The following is a 19,394-nucleotide window of genomic DNA, read 5'->3' as shown; positions in this document are numbered from 1 at the left end:
GCCTTTTAAACTCTGTATGGGCACATTCGGAAGATTCAATGCTTGCGGTGCGATTGATCTGAACTTGGCGAAGGTGGGTAGCCTCTGAACCCATAGATACGTAACCGAGTGACCAGGAGGCATCATGAAAAAGACTGCATCGGCTATCTGGCAAGGTGGCCTGAAGGACGGCAAAGGCGTTATTTCGACTGAAAGCGGCGCGCTAAAGCAGAACCCCTATGGTTTCAACACCCGCTTCGAAGGCTCGCCCGGCACCAATCCAGAGGAGTTGATCGGCGCGGCCCATGCTGGCTGCTTCTCGATGGCGCTGTCGATGATGCTCGGCGAGGCGGGGCTGACGCCCGACCGTATCGATACGATCGCTGAAGTGACTCTGGAAAAACAGCCCGATGGCTTCGCCATCACTGCTGTGCACCTGGTGCTGAAGGCCAAGGTGCCTGGCGCGAGTGAAGCCCAGTTTCTGGACATTGCCAACAAGGCCAAAGCTGGCTGCCCGGTGTCCAAGGTGTTGAACGCGAAGATCAGCCTGGACGCCACCTTGGTGGGCTAGGCGGCGCAACAGCTTCGGTTTGCTGTAGTCTAAACAGCATCGGCAGCGCAGCTGCCCATCCAGGAGCCGTGCCATGATACGCGTCGCAATCGCTGTGTTGGCGTCTCTGCTGGCCACTTCTGCCTTGGCGGCGGTCAAACCGTGCGAGGAACTGAAGGCCGAGATCGAAGCCAAGATCCAGGCTCAGGGTGTGCCGTCGTACACGCTGGAGATCGTGCCCAACAGTGAGGTCAAGGACCAGAACATGATCGTTGGCAGCTGTGATGGCGGGACCAAAAAGATCATTTATCAGAAGAACGGATGATCGCCAATGGGAACCGGGGCTGGGAAGCAGCCCCCGGTTTCAGGGAATACAGAACACATTGCTGGGTTCGTTGACCACCACTGTGCGGCTGGCGTCATACAAAAGCACTTGCGGTTCCATTACAGGTGCCCGCGCTTCCAGGCGATAACGCTCGCCTGCCTTGAAATCGTCAAAGCGCACGGTCAGGTAACAGGTCCGATCCCTGGGCTGACTCATCATGCCGCCCCCGTAAATTTCATAGTCGAACCGGACCACCAGCTCGTGCTTGCCAGGCGTGACCTGAAAGTAACGGCCGTCTTCGAGGCGCTTGCCATCAAGCTTGTCCGCCATGATGACTCGGCCGGGGGTGATGGTGTAGAGGTCGACCCAGGCTTGCTTGGGATCTACGGGGGGCAAGGGGCTGGCGCATGCCCCCAATGCACTGAGGGCCATCAGCATCATGGGCTGGCGCATGGTGAAACTCCCACTTGCGATTCACAAGTTACAAGCATAGCGCCGTTTGCGGGCTTCAGGTGCGTTGGCAGCCCGCCGGCAGGCCTTGGCTGACCAGTTTCTGTTGGTGGTCGTAGAGCTTGATCCAGGGCCGGAAGCCGATGCTGCCTGCTTGCAGTTGATAGCGCTGGCCGGCGTTGAAGTCCTTGAAGGTCAAGTTGAGCTGGCAGTCGCGCCACAACGGTTCCCCGACCGGGCCGATATTGCTGGGTGTGACCGGGAACTGATAGCGGACGGTCAGCTCGTGGCTACCGGGCTGGACCTCGAAATAGCGGGTGTCTGCCCAATCGCGCTCGTCCACCTGCACCGCGTGCAGCGAGGTTTCGTCGTGCGGGGTGAGGTCGATCCATGCCTGGTTCGGGTCCGGATCGGGCAGGGTCGAACAGGCAGACATCAGCAACATTGAGCCGGCGACGAACAGTGCACGCATGGCGAAACTCCCCCTTGGCGAGATAGTCTTGGAGCGCATCGACCGTGAGCGAATGGATAGCCCAAGATGGTCTGGTTTTTTCTTTTGAGGCGCTCAGGCCCTGGGCCACTCGACCGTGTTTTCAGCACTTTGGTTCCCGTGCTGGGCGCCTTTCTGCTGAGTGGTTGCAGCAGTCTTTCTTATTACGGCCAGTTGGCCGATGGCCAGTGGCAACTGTTGCGTGCACGTCAGCCGGTGGAGCGGGTACTCGCTGACCCGGCCAGCAGCCCGCAGTTGCGGGCCCGTCTGCAACACGCCGAGCAGGCGCGGCTGTTCGCCAGCAAGCGCCTGGGCCTGCCGGACAACGGTAGCTATCGGGTGTATGCCGACCTTGGGCGGCCCTATGTGGTGTGGAATGTGTTTGCTACGCCTGAGCTCTCGCTGCAACCGGTGACGCACTGTTTCCCTATTGCCGGTTGCGTCGCCTACCGCGGCTATTACCAACAGGGCGCGGCCCGCGGCGCGGCGGCGGTGATGCGTCAGGCAGGCATGGATGTCTATGTGAGCGGTGTCGAGGCTTATTCGACGCTTGGCTGGTTCGACGATCCGATCCTGTCGTCGATGGTCGGCTGGGGTGATGAGCGCCTGGCCGCGTTGATCTTCCACGAACTGGCGCATCAGCGCCTCTATGTGCAGGACGACACGGAGTTCAACGAGTCCTTCGCCACATTCGTCGAGCAGGAAGGAACGCGGCAATGGCGCGCCGCCCGTGGGCTTGAAGCGACTCAGGGTGAGCAGAGCCTGCAGCGTGACCAGTTCATACGGCTGATTCTGGCCAGCCGCGAGCGGCTGCAGGCGCTCTATGCAGGGCCGCTGGATGACGCACACAAACGTGCGGCCAAGCAGGCAGAATTCGAGCGGTTGAGGCGCGATTATCGACAGGTTCGAGATAGCCAGTGGGCTGGGGACAAGCGTTATGACGCCTGGATGTATGGGCCGATGAGCAATGCCAAGCTATTGCCGTTTGGGCTGTATGACCAATGGGTGCCGGCGTTTGCGGTGGTGTTTCGCGAGGCTGGGGGGGATTGGGTACGCTTCTATCAGAAGGTAGAAGCGCTAGGACGGTTGCCGGCCGAACAGCGCAAGGCGGTGTTGGCTCGATTGGTGGCCAGTCAGTGAGCGCTGGGGGCCGCTTTGCGGCCCATCGCCGGCAAGCCGGCTCCTACATGCGCGCTTAGGCCTTGATGAACGCCTGATGCATCTCAGCCAAGGTGGCGTAGTGGAATTCCGGCGTGTGGGCCTTCAGTTCTTCTTCGCTGCCGAACCCATACCCCACTGCCACTGCCTGCAACCCATTGCTGCGTGCCCCGATCAGGTCGTGCTTGCGGTCGCCGATCATCAGGGTCTGCGCCGGGTCCAGCCCTTCCTCGTCCAGCAGGTGGCGAATCAGCTCGACCTTGTTGGTACGAGTGCCGTCCAGTTCGCTGCCGTAAATCACCTTGAAGTGATGATCGAAGGCGAAGTGCCTGGCGATCTCACGGGCGAACTCCCAGGGCTTGGACGTCGCGATGTAAAGCGTGCGGCCCTGACCGTTCAGGGCCTGGAGCAGTTCCGGTACACCTTCGAAGACCAGGTTTTCGTAAAGGCCGGTGACACGGAAGCGTTCCCGGTAAAAGTTCACCGCCTCCCACGCCTTGGCTTCATCGAAGCGGTAGAACTGCATGAAGGCCTGTAGCAGGGGTGGGCCGATGAAGTGCTCGAGCCGCGCCAGGTCCGGCTCGTCGATGCCCAGTTTGGCCAGGGCGTACTGGATCGAACGGGTAATGCCCAGGCGCGGGTCGGTCAGGGTGCCGTCAAGGTCGAATAGGATATTCTGCTGGTGCATGGTGGTCTCGGTAGTCAGGTTCATTCCGGGCGGTCGTAGCCTTCGGCCAGGTGCTGGTCCTTGAGCTTCACGTAGTTACCGGCGCTATAAGGGAAAAAGGCGCGTTCCTTGTCGGTCAGTGGCCGTGCCTGTTTTACCGGGCTGCCCACGTACAGGTAGCCGCTCTCCAGGCGCTTGCCCGGCGGTACCAGGCTACCGGCACCGATGATCACCTCGTCTTCGACAATGGCGCCATCCATGATCGTGCTGCCCATGCCGACCAGAATGCGGTTGCCCAGGGTACAGCCATGCAGCATGACTTTGTGACCGATGGTCACGTCGTCGCCGATGATCAGCGGGAAGCCGTCCGGGTTGAACGGGCCGGCGTGGGTAATGTGCAGCACACTGGCGTCCTGCACGCTAGTCCTTGCACCGATGCTGATGCGGTGCATGTCGCCGCGAATCACCGTCAAAGGCCATACAGAGCTGTCTTCACCGATTTCCACGTCACCCAGAACTACTGCCGAACGGTCGACGAAGGCCCGTGGCCCAACTTTCGGAGTGTGTTGCTGGAAGCTACGAATGGCCATGATAGGGTCTCTCATCTGTGCCGATAGGCAGGCTGCCTGCTGCGGTCGGCGTCGATTGTAATTAAGATGGGGCAGTGTTTCTTCTGCCAAGGTAGCCAAACCGTGAGTGCGAACAACCCGCTTCTGCAGTCTTATGATCTGCCGCCCTTCTCGGCGATCCGTGCCGAACACGTGCTGCCGGCGATCGAAGAGATCCTGGCCGATAACCGTAAAGCCATTGCCCAGATCCTCGAAAAGCAAGGCAAGAACCCCACCTGGGCCGGCCTGGTGCTGGCCATGGACGAGCTCAATGACCGCCTGGGCGCTGCCTGGAGCCCGGTCAGCCACCTCAATGCGGTGTGCAACAGCAAAGAGCTGCGTGAGGCTTACGAGTCCTGCCTGCCGGCGCTCAGTGCCTACTCTACCGAACTGGGCCAGAACCGTGCGCTGTTCGAGGCCTATGAGGCACTGGCCAACAGCCCTGAGGCCGCAGGTTTCGATGTGGCGCAAAAGACCATCCTCGAGCATGCACTGCGTGATTTCCGCTTGTCGGGTATCGACCTGCCACCCGCCCAGCAGCAGCGTTACGCTCAAGTACAGAGCAAGCTCAGCGAGTTGGGCAGCCGTTTCTCCAACCAACTGCTCGACGCCACCCAGGCCTGGACCAAGCACGTTACCGACGAAGCCGCGCTTGCCGGCCTGACTGATTCGGCCAAGGCGCAGATGGCTGCTGCCGCCCAGGCCAAAGGCCTCGATGGCTGGCTGATCACCCTGGAATTCCCCAGTTACTATGCGGTTATGACCTACGCCAGTGACCGCGCCCTGCGTGAAGAGCTGTACGCGGCCTACTGCACCCGCGCCTCCGACCAGGGCCCGAATGCCGGCCAGTTCGACAACGGCCCGGTGATGCGCGAGATCCTCGATCTGCGCCAGGAGCTGGCCGGGCTGCTGGGCTACAAGAACTACGCCGAGCTGAGCCTGGCCACCAAGATGGCTGAGTCCAGCGACCAGGTGCTGAGCTTCCTGCGCGACCTGGCCAAGCGTTCCAAGCCGTTTGCCGCCCAGGATCTGGAGCAGCTCAAGGCCTATGCCGCCGAGCAAGGTTGCCCCGAGCTGGCCAGTTGGGACGCCGGTTACTTTGGTGAGAAGCTGCGCGAGCAGCGCTATAGCGTGTCGCAGGAAACCCTGCGCGCCTACTTCCCGATCGACAAGGTGCTGTCCGGCCTGTTCAGCATTGTCCAGCGCCTGTACGGCATCGAAATCGCCGAGCTCAAGGGTTTCGACAGCTGGCACCCGGACGTACGCCTGTTCGAAATCAAGGAAAACGGCCAGCACGTCGGCCGCTTCTTCTTCGACCTCTATGCCCGCGCCAACAAACGTGGCGGTGCCTGGATGGATGGTGCCCGCGACCGCCGCCGTACCGCTGGTGGTGAGCTGCAAAGCCCGGTGGCCAACCTGGTGTGCAACTTCACTCCCGCTGCGCCTGGCAAGCCTGCGTTGTTGACCCACGATGAAGTCACGACCCTGTTCCACGAATTCGGGCACGGCCTGCACCACCTGCTGACTCGTATCGAGCATGCTGGCGTGTCCGGCATCAATGGCGTGGCTTGGGATGCGGTCGAGTTGCCGAGCCAGTTCATGGAGAACTGGTGCTGGGAGCCGGAAGGCCTGGCACTGATCTCCGGCCATTACGAAACGGGGGCTGCCCTGCCCCAGGACCTGCTGGACAAGATGCTGGCGGCGAAGAACTTCCAGTCCGGCATGATGATGGTGCGGCAGCTGGAGTTTTCGTTGTTCGACTTCGAGCTGCACGCCAGCCACGGCGATGGCCGCAGTGTGCTGCAGGTGCTTGAAGGCGTGCGCGACGAGGTGACGGTCATGCGCCCACCGGCGTACAACCGCTTCCCGAACAGCTTTGCGCACATCTTTGCTGGCGGTTACGCGGCGGGCTACTACAGCTACAAATGGGCCGAAGTACTGTCGGCTGATGCCTTCTCACGGTTCGAGGAAGAAGGCGTGCTCAACGCCGAGACAGGCCGCGCCTTCCGCGAGGCCATTCTGGCCCGAGGCGGCTCGCGCGAGCCGATGGTGCTGTTCGTCGACTTCCGTGGCCGTGAGCCTTCCATCGATGCATTGCTGCGCCACTGCGGGCTGAGCGAGGACGCGGCGGCATGAGCGAGGTAGCTGTGAACAAGACCAAGAAGCGCTTCATCGCCGGGGCGGTCTGCCCGGCGTGCAGCGAGCCGGACAAGTTGATGATGTGGAGCGAAGACGACGTGCCGCACCGAGAGTGCGTGGCCTGCGGCTTCACCGACACCCTGAATGAACAGGGGCTGTCGGTACCCAAGGAGCTTGGGACGCGGGTCAACCACTTGGCGCCCAAGGCGGCGCCGGCCAAGGTACAGACGGTGCAGTTCTTCCCCAATCCCAAGCTGAAGAAACCGGCTGACTAAGGCCCGCCCGCCTGTGTCGGGGTGGTAGAAGATCAAGGCTCTACCGCTCCGCCAGGCAGGCATGCTCGCCCGCTCCCACTTGAGACAGGCGATGCAACATGAACAATCCCCTGCTGCCAGGCAGCAACTCCCCTATTGATTTCCCTTCGATAACGCTGGAAAACATGGTCGCTGCTTTCGACCATGTGCTTTCGGCGCATGAGCAAGGTATCGCGCGCATCATCGAACGACAGCAGGCGCAGCCGACCTGGGACGACCTGGTGCTCGCCGTGGATGAACTTGACGCGCAGTTGTCGGGCACGCTGTTTGCCGTGATTCCCTTCGTGGGCCGGGACCAGGACTGGGCCGAATCCATTCTGGGGTTCTACGGCAGAACAGTTGCGCGCTCGGAGCAGAAATTTACCGACAGCAAGCTGCACGCTTTGTATGAACGGTTGGCGCGCAGTGCCATCGGCGTCAACCTGGCCGCGATGAAGCGCGCTACTTTGCGCAGGCATCTAGACAGGTTTGCAACCAGCGGCGCAGCGTTGGACGACGACGACAAAGCCCGCCTCGCCGGGCTGCAAGCGCAGATAGGCACGTTGCGGGAGGCCTTTGTACGCAATATCGACCGGCCGGGGTTGCTGATCGAGGACGAGCGCGAACTGATTGGTCTTTCGCAGCGGTTGCGAGATGAGCTGGCCGTGCGCGCCAGCGAGGCTGGCTTGCAAGGTTGGCTGGTTGCCTGCGAAAGCGCCCCAACCGAGGCCGTGCTTCGGCAAGCGAAGCATCGCCCCCTGCGCGAAAGGCTCTACCGTGCTTTCCACACCCGTGGCGTCAATACTGGCCTGCAGGAGGACAACGGTACGCGCTTGCAGCGTTTGGCTGAACTGCTGGATGAAAAAGCGCGTCTGCTCGGCTTTGCCAGCCACCTCGAACTGAGCCTGAATTGCAAAAGTGCCGGCTCTGTCAGCGCTGTTCGGGGTTTTCTACAAACTCTCGCAGCCAGCGTGCAACCGGCCATGCAACGATGGCGTGAGAGCTTAGGGCAGAAGGCTCTCGTGACGGGGCTCACGCGCGTGCAGCCTTGGGATGTCATTCATCTGCAGGCATTGTCGGAGCATGCGCAACCGAGTGAGGTGTTTCGCGAGCACTTCCCCTTGAGTGCTGTGGTTACTGCACTGACCCGGCTGGCGCAGCAGCTGTTTAAGCTTGAGCTGCGGCCTGCCCGAATGCCTGTATGGGATGGCAGCGTGCAGACCTTCGAGGTCTGGCAGGACCACGCGCATATCGGCCTCTTCTATCTGGACGCCGTGCAACACGCCGGTAAGCAGGCCGACGCCGTGTTCACCACGTATGTGCGCAACCGGCGCGTCGATGCCGAGGGTATCTACCATGCAGCGGTGGTGGTGGTGAACGTTGATATCCCGGCAGCCCTCGGTGCCAGTGAGCCGCTTTTGGACCATCTGGCACTGCGCAAGCTTTATCACGAGTTTGGCCATGCCTTGCATCACCTGCTGGTCCGCACCAGCAACAATGTCATGTCTAATGTTTCGGAATTGGGCACCGATGGCATGGAACTGTTCGGCAAGTTAATGGAGCGCTGGGTTTGGGATGCAGGGTATTTGGCAAGCATCGCCGTGCCGGACCAATCTGGCGGCAGGCTGAGCAAGGCTGGCGCTGCAGAGTACCTGAACCAGTTCAAGCAGGAGGGGGTCGAGGAAATTGGGCGCGACCTGAGCCTGGCGTTGTTCGACATGGACCTGCACGGCACGCCGTATGACGGCAGAACGCTTGAGCAGCGGCTTGACGATGCCCGTGAGCGATGCGGCTATTGGCCATTGGCAGATTTCGAGCACCCCGCGCATGCTTTTGACCATCTGGTCAGCGGATACGATGCGGGCTATTACGCTTATCTGTGGGCCGATGTGCACGCGTTTGACCTCTTTACCCGTTTTGAAACGAACGGTTTGCTTGACCGCGCAACGGGCCACGCGCTCCAGCAGGCATTGTTCGAGCCTGGCGCCTCGCGGCCACTGCGCGAGGGCCTTGAAGCGTTTCTTGGGCGCGCCCCAAGCCATGCCCCCTACCTGAGTTGGCACGGGCTGGCCTGACCAGAGGTACTGGCAAGATAAGCCTTGCCCCTATACTGTTCATATGTACAGTATAGGGTTTGGCGATGAATTCTCCAGCACCACAGAAAGGCCGTGGAACGGCGCATAATCCACACAACCGCTTCGCCCCGAGCCATTCGGTGGCCGAGGATGACGGCTGGTACGTTGAGGTTCCCCTGACCGAAGGCACCGAGGTGCGAGTTGAAACGGCCAAGACGATCATCAGCCGCAACACCTCACCCGACCTGCCCTTCGATCGCTCCATCAATCCCTACCGAGGCTGCGAGCATGGCTGCATCTACTGCTATGCCCGGCCCTCGCACGCCTATTGGGACTTGTCCCCAGGGTTGGATTTCGAAACCAAACTGATCGCCAAGACCAACGCTGCCGAGGTGCTTGCCGAGCAACTGAGCAAGCCTGGCTATGTGTGCGCCCCCATCAACCTGGGGGCCAACACAGACCCCTACCAGCCGATCGAACGTGAGCACCTATTGACCCGGCGCTTGCTGGAAGTGCTGTTGCGTTTTCGCCACCCGGTGACCATCGTCACCAAAGGTTCGCTGGTATTGCGTGACCTGGATTTGCTGGCCGAAATGGCCAGCCAGCGGTTGGTGCGGGTGATGATCAGCCTGACCACGCTGGACGACGACCTCAAGCGGGTGCTCGAGCCGCGTGCGGCCTCGCCCAAGGCCAGGCTGCGGGCAATCCGGGTGCTGCGCGAGGCGGGTGTGCCGGTGGGCGTGTTGTGTTCGCCGATGATTCCCATGATCAACGACAGCGAACTGGAGCACCTTTTGGAAGCCGCCAAGGAGGCTGGCGCGCAGAACGCAGCCTACATGATGTTGCGCCTGCCGATGGAAGTGGCACCGCTGTTCGAGCAGTGGCTGCAGGACCACTATCCCCAGCGCGCCAGCCATGTGTTGAGCCTGATTCGCCAGAGCCGGGGTGGCGAGCTGTATGACAGCCGCTTCGGTGCGCGCATGCGCGGTGAGGGCATTTTCGCAGAGCTGCTGGCGCAACGCTTTGCCAAGGCCATGCGCAAGGTGGGTTTGGAGGGGCGGGAAGCGCAAATGCTGGATTGCTCGGCATTCTGTCCACCCGGTGGGCAGATGGCATTGTTTTGACCCTCAATGCAACTAATCCAAGCACGTAATCTTATTCGGGGCTCTTGGCTTTTGATGTGTTTTTGCTATTATTCAGTTCCCGCCTTTTATATCTGGAACACCCGTTCTAGAGCCTCCGAATTAAGTTTCAGTTAAGTTTTCCCCGCTAGCGTAGGAAACCAGTCCACGAAGACTGTGATCTATGGCCTGTGCGTGTCATCTAATTCCTCGCATAGCCAGAATCTTTCACCGGTAAAATGGATTTACCAACTCACCGTCAAGAGGATGAATCATGCCCGTCAAGGACCCATCCAAGGTCGTTCCGCAGGCCCCCGCGGAGAGCGCCGATGCCGCCCTCAAGCACATCGTCGACGGCTTCCTGCGTTTCCACCATGACGTCTTCCCCGAGCAGCAAGAGCTGTTCAAGAAGCTCGCCACCGCGCAAACGCCGCGCGCTATGTTCATCACCTGTGCCGACTCGCGCATTGTCCCCGAGCTGATCACCCAAAGCTCGCCAGGCGACCTGTTCGTGACCCGTAACGTCGGTAACGTAGTGCCGCCTTATGGCCAGATGAACGGCGGCGTTTCCAGCGCCATCGAGTACGCCGTGTCGGCGCTGGGCGTACACCACATCATCATCTGTGGCCACTCCGACTGCGGCGCGATGCGTGCGGTACTCAACCCGCAATCGCTGGCCAAGATGCCGACCGTTTCCGCCTGGCTGCGTCATGCCGAAGTGGCACGCACCGTGGTCGAGAACAACTGCTCCTGCGGCAGCGAGCATGAAACCATGCAGGTGCTGACCCGGGAAAACGTCATTGCCCAGTTGCACCACCTGCGCACCCACCCGTCGGTGGCGTCGCGCCTTGCGGCTGGCGAGCTGTACATCCATGGTTGGGTCTATGACATCGAGACCAGCCGGATCGAAGCCTACGATGCCGCCAGCGACAGCTTCATGCCCTTGGCCGCCGGTGAGCCGGTGCCCTGCGCGACTCCGAGAGGCCGCTACTAAGCGACCCATCCACCGCTAGAACCTTGATAGCCGGCTGCACCCCGCAGGGGTGTGGCGCGGCCTTCGGCTGCCTTGAATTCCCTGACTGCCTTGCCGGCATGCTCGCTGGCGGCCCGCGCCTGCGCGCTTGTCAGGGGCCAAACGTGCCCATGGCCAGAGGAATGGCCATGTGACAGAGAAAGGAGAAACACGGTGAACATTACACAGTTGAAAGCGGCCTTGCCGCGAGAATTGCTGGCGTCGGTTGTGGTCTTTTTGGTGGCCCTGCCCTTGTGCATGGGCATTGCGATCGCTTCGGGCATGCCACCGGCCAAAGGCCTGATAACCGGCATCATCGGCGGTATCGTGGTGGGCTTTCTGGCCGGTTCGCCACTGCAGGTCAGTGGCCCTGCTGCGGGCTTGGCCGTGCTGGTGTTCGAACTGGTGCGCCAACACGGCGTGGCGATGCTCGGGCCGATCTTGCTGCTGGCGGGTTTGTTGCAGTTGCTGGCCGGGCGCTTGCGCTTGGGCTGCTGGTTCCGCGTCACCGCCCCGGCGGTGGTGTACGGCATGCTGGCAGGTATCGGTGTGCTGATCGTGCTGTCACAAGTGCATGTGATGTTCGACACGGCGCCGCAGCCTTCGGGCTTGCAAAACCTTATCGGGTTCCCCGCTACAGTGGCTAGCGCCCTGCCCTTTGAAAGTGCCGGCAGCGGCTGGCAGGCCGGCCTGCTCGGTTTGGGGACCATCGCTGTGATGTGGGGGTGGGAACGCTTGCGGCCACAGCGTCTGCGGTTCGTGCCTGGGGCCTTGCTCGGTGTTGCGGGGATGACGCTGCTCAGCATGTGGCTGGCACTGCCCGTCAATCGTGTGCAGGTGCCGGCGGACTTGTCTGAGGCCATCGACTGGCTACGCCCCGAAGATTTGCTGCAAATGGCTGACCCGACTTTGCTGGTGGCCGCCTTCGCACTGGCTTTCATTGCCAGTGCCGAAACCCTGTTGTCTGCCGCTGCGGTGGACCGCATGCACAGCGGTCAGCGCTCGGACTTCGACCGTGAACTCTCCGCGCAAGGGATCGGCAACATGCTGTGCGGTGTACTGGGCGCGCTGCCAATGACCGGAGTGATCGTACGCAGTTCGGCCAATGTGCAGGCAGGCGCGCAAACCCGTGCATCGGCGATTCTCCATGGCTTGTGGCTGTTGGCTTTCGTGGTGGTCTTGAGCAGTGTGCTGCAGCAGATCCCGGTGGCAAGCCTGGCGGGTGTGCTGGTTTACACCGGTATCAAGCTGGTGGACTTTAAGGCCTTTCGCGGGCTTGGCCGCTACGGTCGCATGCCTATGTTCACCTATGCAGCTACCGCGCTGGCGATCATCTTCACTGACCTGCTGACCGGTGTGCTGCTGGGCTTTGCCCTGACGCTGCTAAAGCTGGCACTCAAAGCAGCCCGCCTGAAGATCAACCTGCTCAGCCTGGACCGGCCGGGGCATATGGAGCTGCGGCTCACGGGCGCCGCCACCTTCCTCAAGGTGCCGGCACTGACCCAGGTGCTGGAAACGGTACCCCCTGGCACACAGCTGCACGTACCGCTGGCCAACCTGAGTTACATCGACCACTCGGTGCTGGAGTTACTGGAGGACTGGGGGCGTACTCAGCGCAGCGGTGGTTCACGCCTGATCATCGAGCCCCGTGGACTCAAGCGGCGTATCGAGGGGGGCTTGCGCACTGCGGCAGAGTGTTGAGGTCAGTCTTCCTCGACGACACGGATGGAGGGCGAACCGGGCCATGTACCATACAGGTTGATGGTCCGGCTGCCGCCAACCCACTGGCTGAGCGGTGTGGCCCAATGCCTTTTGAGTGTTTGATTGTCGCCCAGGTTGACGAATTCGGCGCTGAAGTCGAGATTTCTGGCACCGAGCGCAATGGTGAAGTTATGCGACAGGCCGCCGGGAATGGTAATCGGGCCAATCGTGGTGCGGCGTTCACCTGGCAGATCATATGCAACCGATACCTTGGTGATGTAGGTGGTGGCAGAGGTGGCCTTGCTGTCTACATGCAGTTGCAAGCTGCCAACTTTGCGCACCCAGATCGGAATGATCATCCTGTCGGGGCCAAAAGAGGCAAAGCTGTAGGCTACAGGCAGCGGGATGGTCGCAACCTGGCCATCTTGCGCAGGTAGCGTATGCGATTCCACTGAAGCGGTATCGCGGGTGGAAATGAACGTTGCCCCGCCTTTGCCTGAAATACCGTTTTCGCCCAGCAAGGTGTTCAGGCCGCTGGCCGAACCCGAAAGGGAGAATTTGGCATTCTTGCTCTTGGCCCCGGCATTCACGCCGCTATTGGCCAGAATGACGCTCGTTACCACGCCAAAACCCTCTGCAATCCTGCCATCGCTGGCCATACCGACCTTCTCGGCCTGTGCGTATAGCCAATCGTACTGGTCGTGGATCAGGGCCAGGTCACTCAGACGTTGCTCACCATGCAGGGCGAACTCCGAAGCGATCGACTCCTCTTTACCGAAGTTCCACTCCAGCGTCAGGTCTGGCTTGACCTGAGCCCCGGTGGCAGGGTCGATCACCGTCCCTGAAACATTGGCCTTGGTCTCCCTGCGTGATACGTCCTTGGAGCTGATGGCCCAGCGGCGCCCTTGCTGAACATTGGAAATCTGCACGGTGGGCAACGCTTCGTTGACCAAGGTGAAATCGCCGGAAGCCGGGTCGATGATACCCACTGCACCGGGTTTGATGACCGGGTTGAGGGCCCAGTTGCCCCAAAGGGTGGAGCGGCTGCCGCGTAACAGGTCCGTGTAAAGCCTGTTCCATTTGATGCTCATGGTTTCTTCCTCGCCTTGTTAGGTCAATGCCTACCCGATACGGGCGGGGAAGAATCTATCCGTGCGCGGTACAGCCGATCAGTTGGAGCCTGTTCCCATGGGGCTGTGGGCAGCGGTCAGGCCGGTTGGCCCAGTTCGACACCCAGCTGGCGCGACAGGCATGGCCAGCGTTTCCAGGCCTCGCCAGTCTTCGGGCTGCTCAAGGTTTCCCGGTAGGCTTCTACTGATTCGGTAGCAAAGCTTTCCTCGTTCAGCATTTCATCCACCGAGTGGTGCACTACCTCATCGAGCTGGTTGGCGAAGGTCTCTCCGATCAGTTGATGGGCAATCAAGTTGGCCATGGTGGTATCGAATGGGATCAGTGGTTGCTGGAAGTGGCGGATATAAAGGTCGTTCACCTCCTCCACCAGACGGTGCGCCAGGTAGGCTTCATCAAGCAGACAGTCCAGGCCCACGTGCCCTTGCATCACGCTCGGCGGCTGCAGGAAATAGGCTTCGGCGATCTTCAGTACAGGTTTGATCTGCGACTCGATACCGGCCTCGAGCGCCACCGCGTGGGCAGCCTCCAGCAACTCCGGCACCTGGTCGATATAGGCGCTGACGAAGCGCGCCAATGTACCCTGTGCGTCCTGCTCAGGCAGTTGGATCGAGGGGTGCAGGTGGGGCAGTTGCAGCTCGAGACGCTCTTTCAGTTGGCCAGTATGGCGTTCGTGATCGTGGGCTTGGCTTATTTGCTCGCGTACAGCAGCGATGTTCATGACAACTCCAGGGACAATACGTTTCAAACGGAAGACACTAAATTAGCTCGGTATACAGAATACCTAAGACGCATTTGTTATAAATCGCGCAAACGTGTGCGCTGTTGGATATATGCAGATGCCACCATTATGCCACTTAGCGTCTAGAGCAGGCCTTGCAGGCGATTTCACGATTTCATGAAGATCATTTCACCTGCGTCGTTGCGTGCCATTGGTCGCTGTCTATACTCGGGTTGAACGTGATTCGCTGATGAGGCCCGACTGCTTTTCGCAGGGGCTCGGTCGTCGAAGCCAGGCAGTCTTGACCGCCGTTCCCTCTTGCCGCAGGCCACGCCTCCGGGACAACAAGAATTAGAAGGGGAACCCGCAATGATGCGACATCCACCAGTCTGGATGGGCCTCCTGTTGTGGTTGGTTTTAGGTCAGGCCAACGCCGCCTGGACCGTGAACATGGCGCCGGGGGCGACGGAAGTCTCCAACGCCGTGTTCGACCTGCACATGACCATCTTCTGGATCTGCGTGATCATCGGCGTCGTGGTGTTCGGCGCGATGTTCTGGTCCATGGTCATCCACCGCCGTTCCACCGGCCAGCAAGCTGCGCATTTTCACGAGCACACCTGGGTGGAAATCTTGTGGACCGTGGTCCCCTTGCTCATCCTGGTGGCCATGGCCATCCCCGCCACCAAGACCCTGATCGATATCTACGACGCCAGCGAATCGGACATTGATATCCAGGTTACGGGCTACCAGTGGAAATGGCACTACAAATACCTGGGCCAGGACGTGGAGTTCTTCAGCAACCTGGCCACTCCTGCCGACCAGATCCAGAACAAGGCGCCCAAGGACGAGCACTACCTGCTTGAGGTCGACCAGCCGCTGGTGCTGCCGGTGGGGGCGAAAGTGCGCTTTCTGGTGACGGCCGCCGACGTGATCCATTCCTGGTGGGTACCGGCTTTCGCGGTCAAGCGTGACGCCATCCCCGGCTTTGTCAACGAAGCCTGGACGCGTGTCGAAAAGCCCGGCATCTATCGCGGCCAATGCACCGAGCTGTGTGGCAAGGATCACGGTTTCATGCCGGTGGTGGTGGAGGTCAAATCCAAGGCCGACTACGACACCTGGCTCGGCGAGCGCAAGGCCGAAGCGGCCAAACTCAAGGAGCTGACCAGCAAGGAATGGACCCTTGAAGAGTTGGTCGCGCGCGGCGACAAGGTTTATCACACCACCTGCGTGGCCTGTCACCAGGCCGAAGGCCAGGGCTTGCCGCCGATGTTCCCGGCACTCAAGGGTTCGAAGATCGCCACCGGCCCCAAGGATGCCCACCTGAACATCGTCTTCCACGGCAAGCCCGGTACCTCTATGGCGGCCTTCGGCAAGCAGCTGTCTGAGGTCGATATCGCCGCCGTGGTCACTTACGAGCGCAACGCCTGGGGCAATGACAAAGGCGACATGGTCACACCGAAGGACGTGCTGGCGCTCAAGCAGGCACAAGCGCAATGAACCGGGTTACTCGCGGCAGTCAGTGGGCTGCAGGAGACAGGACATGAGTGCAGTGATCGACGACCACGCCCACGGCCATGAGCATGCCCACGGCCCGGCAAAGGGCCTGATGCGCTGGGTGCTGACCACCAACCACAAGGACATCGGCACGATGTACCTGTGGTTCAGCTTCATCATGTTCCTCCTTGGCGGCTCGTTCGCCATGGTGATACGCGCCGAACTGTTCCAGCCCGGGCTGCAGATCGTCGAGCCGGCATTTTTCAACCAGATGACCACCATGCACGGCCTGATCATGGTGTTCGGCGCAGTGATGCCTGCCTTCGTCGGCTTGGCCAACTGGATGATCCCGCTGATGATCGGCGCGCCGGACATGGCCCTGCCGCGGATGAACAACTTCAGTTTCTGGCTGCTGCCGGCGGCGTTCCTGATGCTGGTATCGACCCTGTTCAGCCCTGGTGGTGGGCCGAACTTTGGCTGGACCTTCTACGCCCCGCTATCGACCACCTATGCCCCCGCAAGCGTGACCTTCTTCATCTTTGCCATCCACTTGATGGGTATCAGCTCGATCATGGGGGCCATCAACGTCATAGCCACCATTCTCAACCTGCGCGCACCGGGCATGACCCTGATGAAAATGCCGCTGTTCGTTTGGACCTGGCTGATCACGGCCTTCCTGCTGATCGCGGTGATGCCGGTGCTGGCCGGTGTGGTGACCATGATGCTGATGGATATCCACTTTGGCACCAGCTTCTTCAGTGCCGCCGGTGGCGGTGACCCGGTGCTGTTCCAGCATGTGTTCTGGTTCTTCGGCCACCCAGAGGTGTACATCATGATCCTGCCGGCCTTCGGCGCGGTCAGCTCGATCATCCCAGCGTTCTCACGCAAGCCGCTGTTCGGCTACACATCGATGGTTTATGCCACGGGTGCGATCGCATTCCTGTCGTTCATCGTCTGGGCGCACCACATGTTCGTGGTCGGTATACCGGTGGTGGGTGAGTTGTTCTTCATGTACGCGACCATGCTCATTGCCGTGCCCACCGGGGTGAAGGTGTTCAACTGGGTCAGCACCATGTGGGAAGGCTCACTGACCTTCGAGACGCCGATGCTGTTCGCCATCGCCTTCGTCATATTGTTCACCATCGGTGGGTTCTCCGGGTTGATGCTGGCCATCGCGCCGGCAGACTTCCAGTACCACGACACGTACTTCGTGGTGGCGCACTTCCACTACGTGCTGGTGCCCGGGGCGATCTTCGGCATCTTCGCCTCGGCCTATTACTGGCTGCCGAAGTGGACCGGCCACATGTACGACGAAACCCTCGGCAAGTTGCATTTCTGGCTGTCATTCATCGGTATGAACCTGGCCTTCTTCCCCATGCACTTCGTTGGCCTGGCCGGCATGCCGCGGCGTATTCCTGACTACAACCTGCAGTTCGCCGACTTCAACATGGTGTCATCGGTCGGTGCGTTCATGTTTGGTGCCACGCAGATCTTCTTCCTGTTCATCGTCATCAAGTGCATTCGGGGCGGCGCGCCGGCCCCGGCCAAACCCTGGGATGGTGCAGAGGGGCTTGAGTGGTCGGTCCCTTCTCCGGCGCCGTATCACACCTTCCAGACGCCACCGGATGTGAAATAGGTAACCGCCCATGACCGGCCAACCGCTCAAACGTCTGGTGCTGCGCCTGTTGATGCTGACGGTGGTGATGTTCGCCTTCGGCTTTGCCCTGGTGCCGATCTACGACGTCATGTGCAGGGCCTTCGGCATCAATGGCAAGACCGGCGGGCAGTATGAGGGAAGCCAGGTCAGCGATCCGACGCGTTCGGTGCGGGTGCAGTTCATGTCGACCAATGCCGGCGACATGGTCTGGGACTTCTACGCCACTGCCGACCAGCTCGCGGTCAACCCGGGGGCCGTCAACCAGATGATCTTCGTGGCTCACAACACCACTGACCGGCCGATGAGCGCCCAGGCCGTACCCAGCATCACACCGGCCGAGGCTGCAGCGTATTTCCACAAGACCGAGTGCTTCTGCTTTACCCAGCAGGTGCTGCAGCCCGGCGAACGTATCGAGATGCCCGTGCGCTTCATCGTCGACCGGGACCTGCCGACCAGCGTGAAGCACCTGACACTGGCCTACACCTTGTTCGACATCACCGCTCGCCACCCGCCGGTCGCGCATGTCGCGCCCCAGGACGTTCAGGGCGCCCGTTAAGGGAAGGAGAACAGCAATGGCAAGTCATGAACACTACTACGTCCCTGCGCAGAGCAAGTGGCCGATCATTGCCACCATCGGCATGTTCATCACGGTGTACGGCCTTGGCACGTGGTTCAACGACCTCAAGGCTGGCCACCCCGACTCCCATGGGCCGCTGATTTTCTTCGTCGGTGCGCTGCTGCTGGCCTACATGCTGTTCGGCTGGTTCGGGGCGGTGGTTAAGGAAAGCCACGCCGGGCTGTATAGCGCGCAGCTGGACCGCTCGTTCCGCTGGGGCATGAGCTGGTTCATCTTCTCCGAGGTGATGTTCTTCCTGGCCTTCTTTGGCGCACTGTTCTACGTACGGGTACTGGCCGGGCCATGGCTCGGTGGTGAAGGCGACAAGGGGGTTGCACATATGCTGTGGCCCAGTTTCGAATTCACCTGGCCTCTGCTCAATACCCCGGACCCCAAGCTGTTCCCGCCGCCCAAGGACGTCATCGACCCCTGGCACCTGCCTTTGATCAACACCATTTTGCTGGTCAGTTCGAGTGTGACCATCACCATCGCCCACCATGCACTGCGACGTGACCACCGTGGGGCGCTGAAGCTCTGGATGGCGATCACCATCCTGCTGGGGCTGAGCTTCATCGCGCTGCAGGCCTACGAATACTTCGAGGCCTACACCAAGTTGGGCCTGACGCTGGGCTCGGGGATCTACGGCGCAACCTTCTTCATGCTCACAGGCTTCCACGGTGCCCACGTTACCTTGGGCACGATCATTTTGATCGTGATGTTCGTGCGTATCCTGCGTGGGCACTTCAACCCGGACAAACACTTCGGCTTCGAGGCAGCAAGCTGGTATTGGCACTTCGTCGATGTGGTGTGGGTCGGTTTGTTCATCTTTGTATATGTGCTGTGAAGGGCGACGCAGCCCTTGTAGGAGCGGCCTTGTGTCGCGAAAGGGCCGCAGCGCGGACCCTGGATGTCGGCTCAAACGCATAAAGTGCCGGGGCTGCTCTGCACCCCTTTCGCGACACAAGTGGCGCAGAGAAGCTTAAAAAGGAGCGTGGGAGACCAACTGGCCACTGATGAGGCCATAAGCAACCAGGGCGATGGTCAGGCAGGCCAAGGTGACACGCACGGTCAGTGCCTTGAGCAGGCGGGTCGAGTTCTCATTGTCCTTGACCAGAAACACCAGGCCGCTAAACAGGCTGGCAATGGTGGCCAACAGCATCATGACAATCGCGGCCTTGAGCATGGCGTTTCTCCAGGGGGATGCGGTGAT

The 19,394-nt window shown here is 60.7% G+C and carries 20 protein-coding genes; 13 read left to right on the top strand and 7 right to left on the bottom strand.

The window, feature by feature from the left end:
- Nucleotides 1-124: 124 nt before the first annotated feature.
- Both ACW4TB_RS10950 and ACW4TB_RS10945 read left to right on the top strand, forming a co-directional pair.
- Nucleotides 125-550: an OsmC family protein gene (locus ACW4TB_RS10950; RefSeq protein ID WP_012312059.1), complete on the top strand. Its 426-nt coding sequence runs from the start codon at nt 125-127 to the stop codon at nt 548-550.
- Nucleotides 551-623: 73 nt separating this feature from the next.
- A complete protein-coding gene (locus ACW4TB_RS10945) occupies nt 624-854 on the top strand; it encodes a DUF1161 domain-containing protein (RefSeq protein ID WP_012312060.1) in 231 nt (76 codons plus the stop codon).
- Nucleotides 855-893: 39 nt separating this feature from the next.
- On the opposite strand, the gene ACW4TB_RS10940 is transcribed toward ACW4TB_RS10945, so the two are convergent.
- On the bottom strand, nt 894-1,307 hold the full coding sequence (locus ACW4TB_RS10940) for a PA0061/PA0062 family lipoprotein (RefSeq protein WP_012312061.1): 414 nt from the start codon (nt 1,305-1,307) through the stop codon (nt 894-896).
- A 55-nt stretch (nt 1,308-1,362) separates the two neighbouring features.
- On the bottom strand, nt 1,363-1,776 hold the full coding sequence (locus ACW4TB_RS10935) for a PA0061/PA0062 family lipoprotein (protein WP_012312062.1): 414 nt from the start codon (nt 1,774-1,776) through the stop codon (nt 1,363-1,365).
- Nucleotides 1,777-1,914: 138 nt separating this feature from the next.
- Here ACW4TB_RS10935 and ACW4TB_RS10930 point away from each other — a divergent pair, with 138 nt between their 5' ends.
- Complete coding sequence (locus ACW4TB_RS10930) at nt 1,915-2,934, top strand: aminopeptidase (RefSeq protein WP_455842971.1); 1,020 nt, start codon at nt 1,915-1,917, stop codon at nt 2,932-2,934.
- Nucleotides 2,935-2,989: 55 nt separating this feature from the next.
- Here ACW4TB_RS10930 and ACW4TB_RS10925 read toward each other — a convergent pair whose 3' ends face one another.
- Both ACW4TB_RS10925 and ACW4TB_RS10920 read right to left on the bottom strand, forming a co-directional pair.
- Entirely contained in the window at nt 2,990-3,664 is a 675-nt protein-coding gene (locus tag ACW4TB_RS10925) for an HAD family hydrolase (protein WP_012312064.1), read from the bottom strand.
- A complete protein-coding gene (locus ACW4TB_RS10920; protein ID WP_012312065.1) occupies nt 3,661-4,209 on the bottom strand; it encodes a gamma carbonic anhydrase family protein in 549 nt (182 codons plus the stop codon). Before ACW4TB_RS10920 ends, ACW4TB_RS10925 begins: the two co-directional genes overlap by 4 nt.
- Before the next feature lie 102 nt (nt 4,210-4,311).
- Here ACW4TB_RS10920 and prlC point away from each other — a divergent pair, with 102 nt between their 5' ends.
- The 6 genes from prlC to ACW4TB_RS10890 all read left to right on the top strand — a co-directional run bounded on the left by prlC (nt 4,312) and on the right by ACW4TB_RS10890 (nt 12,568).
- The gene (gene prlC / locus ACW4TB_RS10915; RefSeq protein ID WP_279930223.1) at nt 4,312-6,363 is read left to right on the top strand and encodes an oligopeptidase A; all 2,052 of its coding nucleotides are present in this window, start codon (nt 4,312-4,314) and stop codon (nt 6,361-6,363) included.
- On the top strand, nt 6,360-6,641 hold the full coding sequence (locus ACW4TB_RS10910; protein ID WP_012312067.1) for a YheV family putative zinc ribbon protein: 282 nt from the start codon (nt 6,360-6,362) through the stop codon (nt 6,639-6,641). Before prlC ends, ACW4TB_RS10910 begins: the two co-directional genes overlap by 4 nt.
- Before the next feature lie 164 nt (nt 6,642-6,805).
- Nucleotides 6,806-8,734 (top strand): M3 family metallopeptidase, encoded by a 1,929-nt coding sequence (locus tag ACW4TB_RS10905; RefSeq protein WP_455842970.1) that lies wholly within the window; start codon nt 6,806-6,808, stop codon nt 8,732-8,734.
- Nucleotides 8,735-8,799: 65 nt separating this feature from the next.
- Nucleotides 8,800-9,858 (top strand): PA0069 family radical SAM protein, encoded by a 1,059-nt coding sequence (locus tag ACW4TB_RS10900; RefSeq protein ID WP_279930219.1) that lies wholly within the window; start codon nt 8,800-8,802, stop codon nt 9,856-9,858.
- Nucleotides 9,859-10,129: 271 nt separating this feature from the next.
- Entirely contained in the window at nt 10,130-10,849 is a 720-nt protein-coding gene (locus tag ACW4TB_RS10895; RefSeq protein ID WP_012312070.1) for a carbonic anhydrase, read from the top strand.
- A 192-nt stretch (nt 10,850-11,041) separates the two neighbouring features.
- On the top strand, nt 11,042-12,568 hold the full coding sequence (locus ACW4TB_RS10890) for a SulP family inorganic anion transporter (protein ID WP_254466918.1): 1,527 nt from the start codon (nt 11,042-11,044) through the stop codon (nt 12,566-12,568).
- Nucleotides 12,569-12,570: 2 nt separating this feature from the next.
- Here the strand turns inward: ACW4TB_RS10890 and ACW4TB_RS10885 are convergent, their stop codons facing one another.
- Nucleotides 12,571-13,659, bottom strand: a complete 1,089-nt coding sequence (locus ACW4TB_RS10885) for a hypothetical protein (protein WP_012312072.1) — start codon at nt 13,657-13,659, stop codon at nt 12,571-12,573.
- 116 nt (nt 13,660-13,775) lie between these two features.
- Nucleotides 13,776-14,417 carry a hypothetical protein gene (locus ACW4TB_RS10880; RefSeq protein ID WP_012312073.1) on the bottom strand — a complete coding sequence of 214 codons (642 nt, stop codon included), beginning with the start codon at nt 14,415-14,417 and terminating at the stop codon, nt 13,776-13,778.
- Between the two features lie 369 nt (nt 14,418-14,786).
- Here ACW4TB_RS10880 and coxB point away from each other — a divergent pair, with 369 nt between their 5' ends.
- The 4 genes from coxB to ACW4TB_RS10860 are packed head-to-tail and all read left to right on the top strand — an operon-like array spanning nt 14,787 to nt 19,028.
- The gene (gene coxB, locus ACW4TB_RS10875) at nt 14,787-15,914 is read left to right on the top strand and encodes a cytochrome c oxidase subunit II (protein ID WP_012312074.1); all 1,128 of its coding nucleotides are present in this window, start codon (nt 14,787-14,789) and stop codon (nt 15,912-15,914) included.
- Between the two features lie 43 nt (nt 15,915-15,957).
- Nucleotides 15,958-17,547, top strand: coding sequence for a cytochrome c oxidase subunit I (ctaD, locus tag ACW4TB_RS10870; RefSeq protein WP_012312075.1), 1,590 nt, complete (start codon nt 15,958-15,960; stop codon nt 17,545-17,547).
- A gap of 10 nt (nt 17,548-17,557) precedes the next feature.
- The gene (locus ACW4TB_RS10865) at nt 17,558-18,124 is read left to right on the top strand and encodes a cytochrome c oxidase assembly protein (RefSeq protein ID WP_012312076.1); all 567 of its coding nucleotides are present in this window, start codon (nt 17,558-17,560) and stop codon (nt 18,122-18,124) included.
- A 16-nt stretch (nt 18,125-18,140) separates the two neighbouring features.
- Nucleotides 18,141-19,028: a cytochrome c oxidase subunit 3 gene (locus ACW4TB_RS10860; protein WP_012312077.1), complete on the top strand. Its 888-nt coding sequence runs from the start codon at nt 18,141-18,143 to the stop codon at nt 19,026-19,028.
- A 135-nt stretch (nt 19,029-19,163) separates the two neighbouring features.
- On the opposite strand, the gene ACW4TB_RS10855 is transcribed toward ACW4TB_RS10860, so the two are convergent.
- Nucleotides 19,164-19,367, bottom strand: coding sequence for a twin transmembrane helix small protein (locus ACW4TB_RS10855; RefSeq protein WP_254466920.1), 204 nt, complete (start codon nt 19,365-19,367; stop codon nt 19,164-19,166).
- Nucleotides 19,368-19,394 lie beyond the last annotated feature (27 nt).

This window comes from Lelliottia jeotgali (genome assembly GCF_977070485.1).
The sequence above is the reverse complement of the archived record's forward strand: the minus strand, read 5'-3'. Positions and strand labels throughout refer to the sequence as shown.

Coding starts and splice junctions, on each gene's coding strand:
- ACW4TB_RS10950 (WP_012312059.1), top strand. CDS start 125: ATGAAAAAGACTGCATCGGCTATCTGGCAAGGTGGCCTGAAGGACGGC.
- ACW4TB_RS10945 (WP_012312060.1), top strand. CDS start 624: ATGATACGCGTCGCAATCGCTGTGTTGGCGTCTCTGCTGGCCACTTCT.
- ACW4TB_RS10940 (WP_012312061.1), bottom strand. CDS start 1,307: ATGCGCCAGCCCATGATGCTGATGGCCCTCAGTGCATTGGGGGCATGC.
- ACW4TB_RS10935 (WP_012312062.1), bottom strand. CDS start 1,776: ATGCGTGCACTGTTCGTCGCCGGCTCAATGTTGCTGATGTCTGCCTGT.
- ACW4TB_RS10925 (WP_012312064.1), bottom strand. CDS start 3,664: ATGAACCTGACTACCGAGACCACCATGCACCAGCAGAATATCCTATTC.
- ACW4TB_RS10920 (WP_012312065.1), bottom strand. CDS start 4,209: ATGGCCATTCGTAGCTTCCAGCAACACACTCCGAAAGTTGGGCCACGG.
- ACW4TB_RS10910 (WP_012312067.1), top strand. CDS start 6,360: ATGAGCGAGGTAGCTGTGAACAAGACCAAGAAGCGCTTCATCGCCGGG.
- ACW4TB_RS10905 (WP_455842970.1), top strand. CDS start 6,806: ATGGTCGCTGCTTTCGACCATGTGCTTTCGGCGCATGAGCAAGGTATC.
- ACW4TB_RS10900 (WP_279930219.1), top strand. CDS start 8,800: ATGAATTCTCCAGCACCACAGAAAGGCCGTGGAACGGCGCATAATCCA.
- ACW4TB_RS10895 (WP_012312070.1), top strand. CDS start 10,130: ATGCCCGTCAAGGACCCATCCAAGGTCGTTCCGCAGGCCCCCGCGGAG.
- ACW4TB_RS10885 (WP_012312072.1), bottom strand. CDS start 13,659: ATGAGCATCAAATGGAACAGGCTTTACACGGACCTGTTACGCGGCAGC.
- ACW4TB_RS10880 (WP_012312073.1), bottom strand. CDS start 14,417: ATGAACATCGCTGCTGTACGCGAGCAAATAAGCCAAGCCCACGATCAC.
- coxB (WP_012312074.1), top strand. CDS start 14,787: ATGATGCGACATCCACCAGTCTGGATGGGCCTCCTGTTGTGGTTGGTT.
- ctaD (WP_012312075.1), top strand. CDS start 15,958: ATGAGTGCAGTGATCGACGACCACGCCCACGGCCATGAGCATGCCCAC.
- ACW4TB_RS10865 (WP_012312076.1), top strand. CDS start 17,558: ATGACCGGCCAACCGCTCAAACGTCTGGTGCTGCGCCTGTTGATGCTG.
- ACW4TB_RS10860 (WP_012312077.1), top strand. CDS start 18,141: ATGGCAAGTCATGAACACTACTACGTCCCTGCGCAGAGCAAGTGGCCG.
- ACW4TB_RS10855 (WP_254466920.1), bottom strand. CDS start 19,367: ATGCTCAAGGCCGCGATTGTCATGATGCTGTTGGCCACCATTGCCAGC.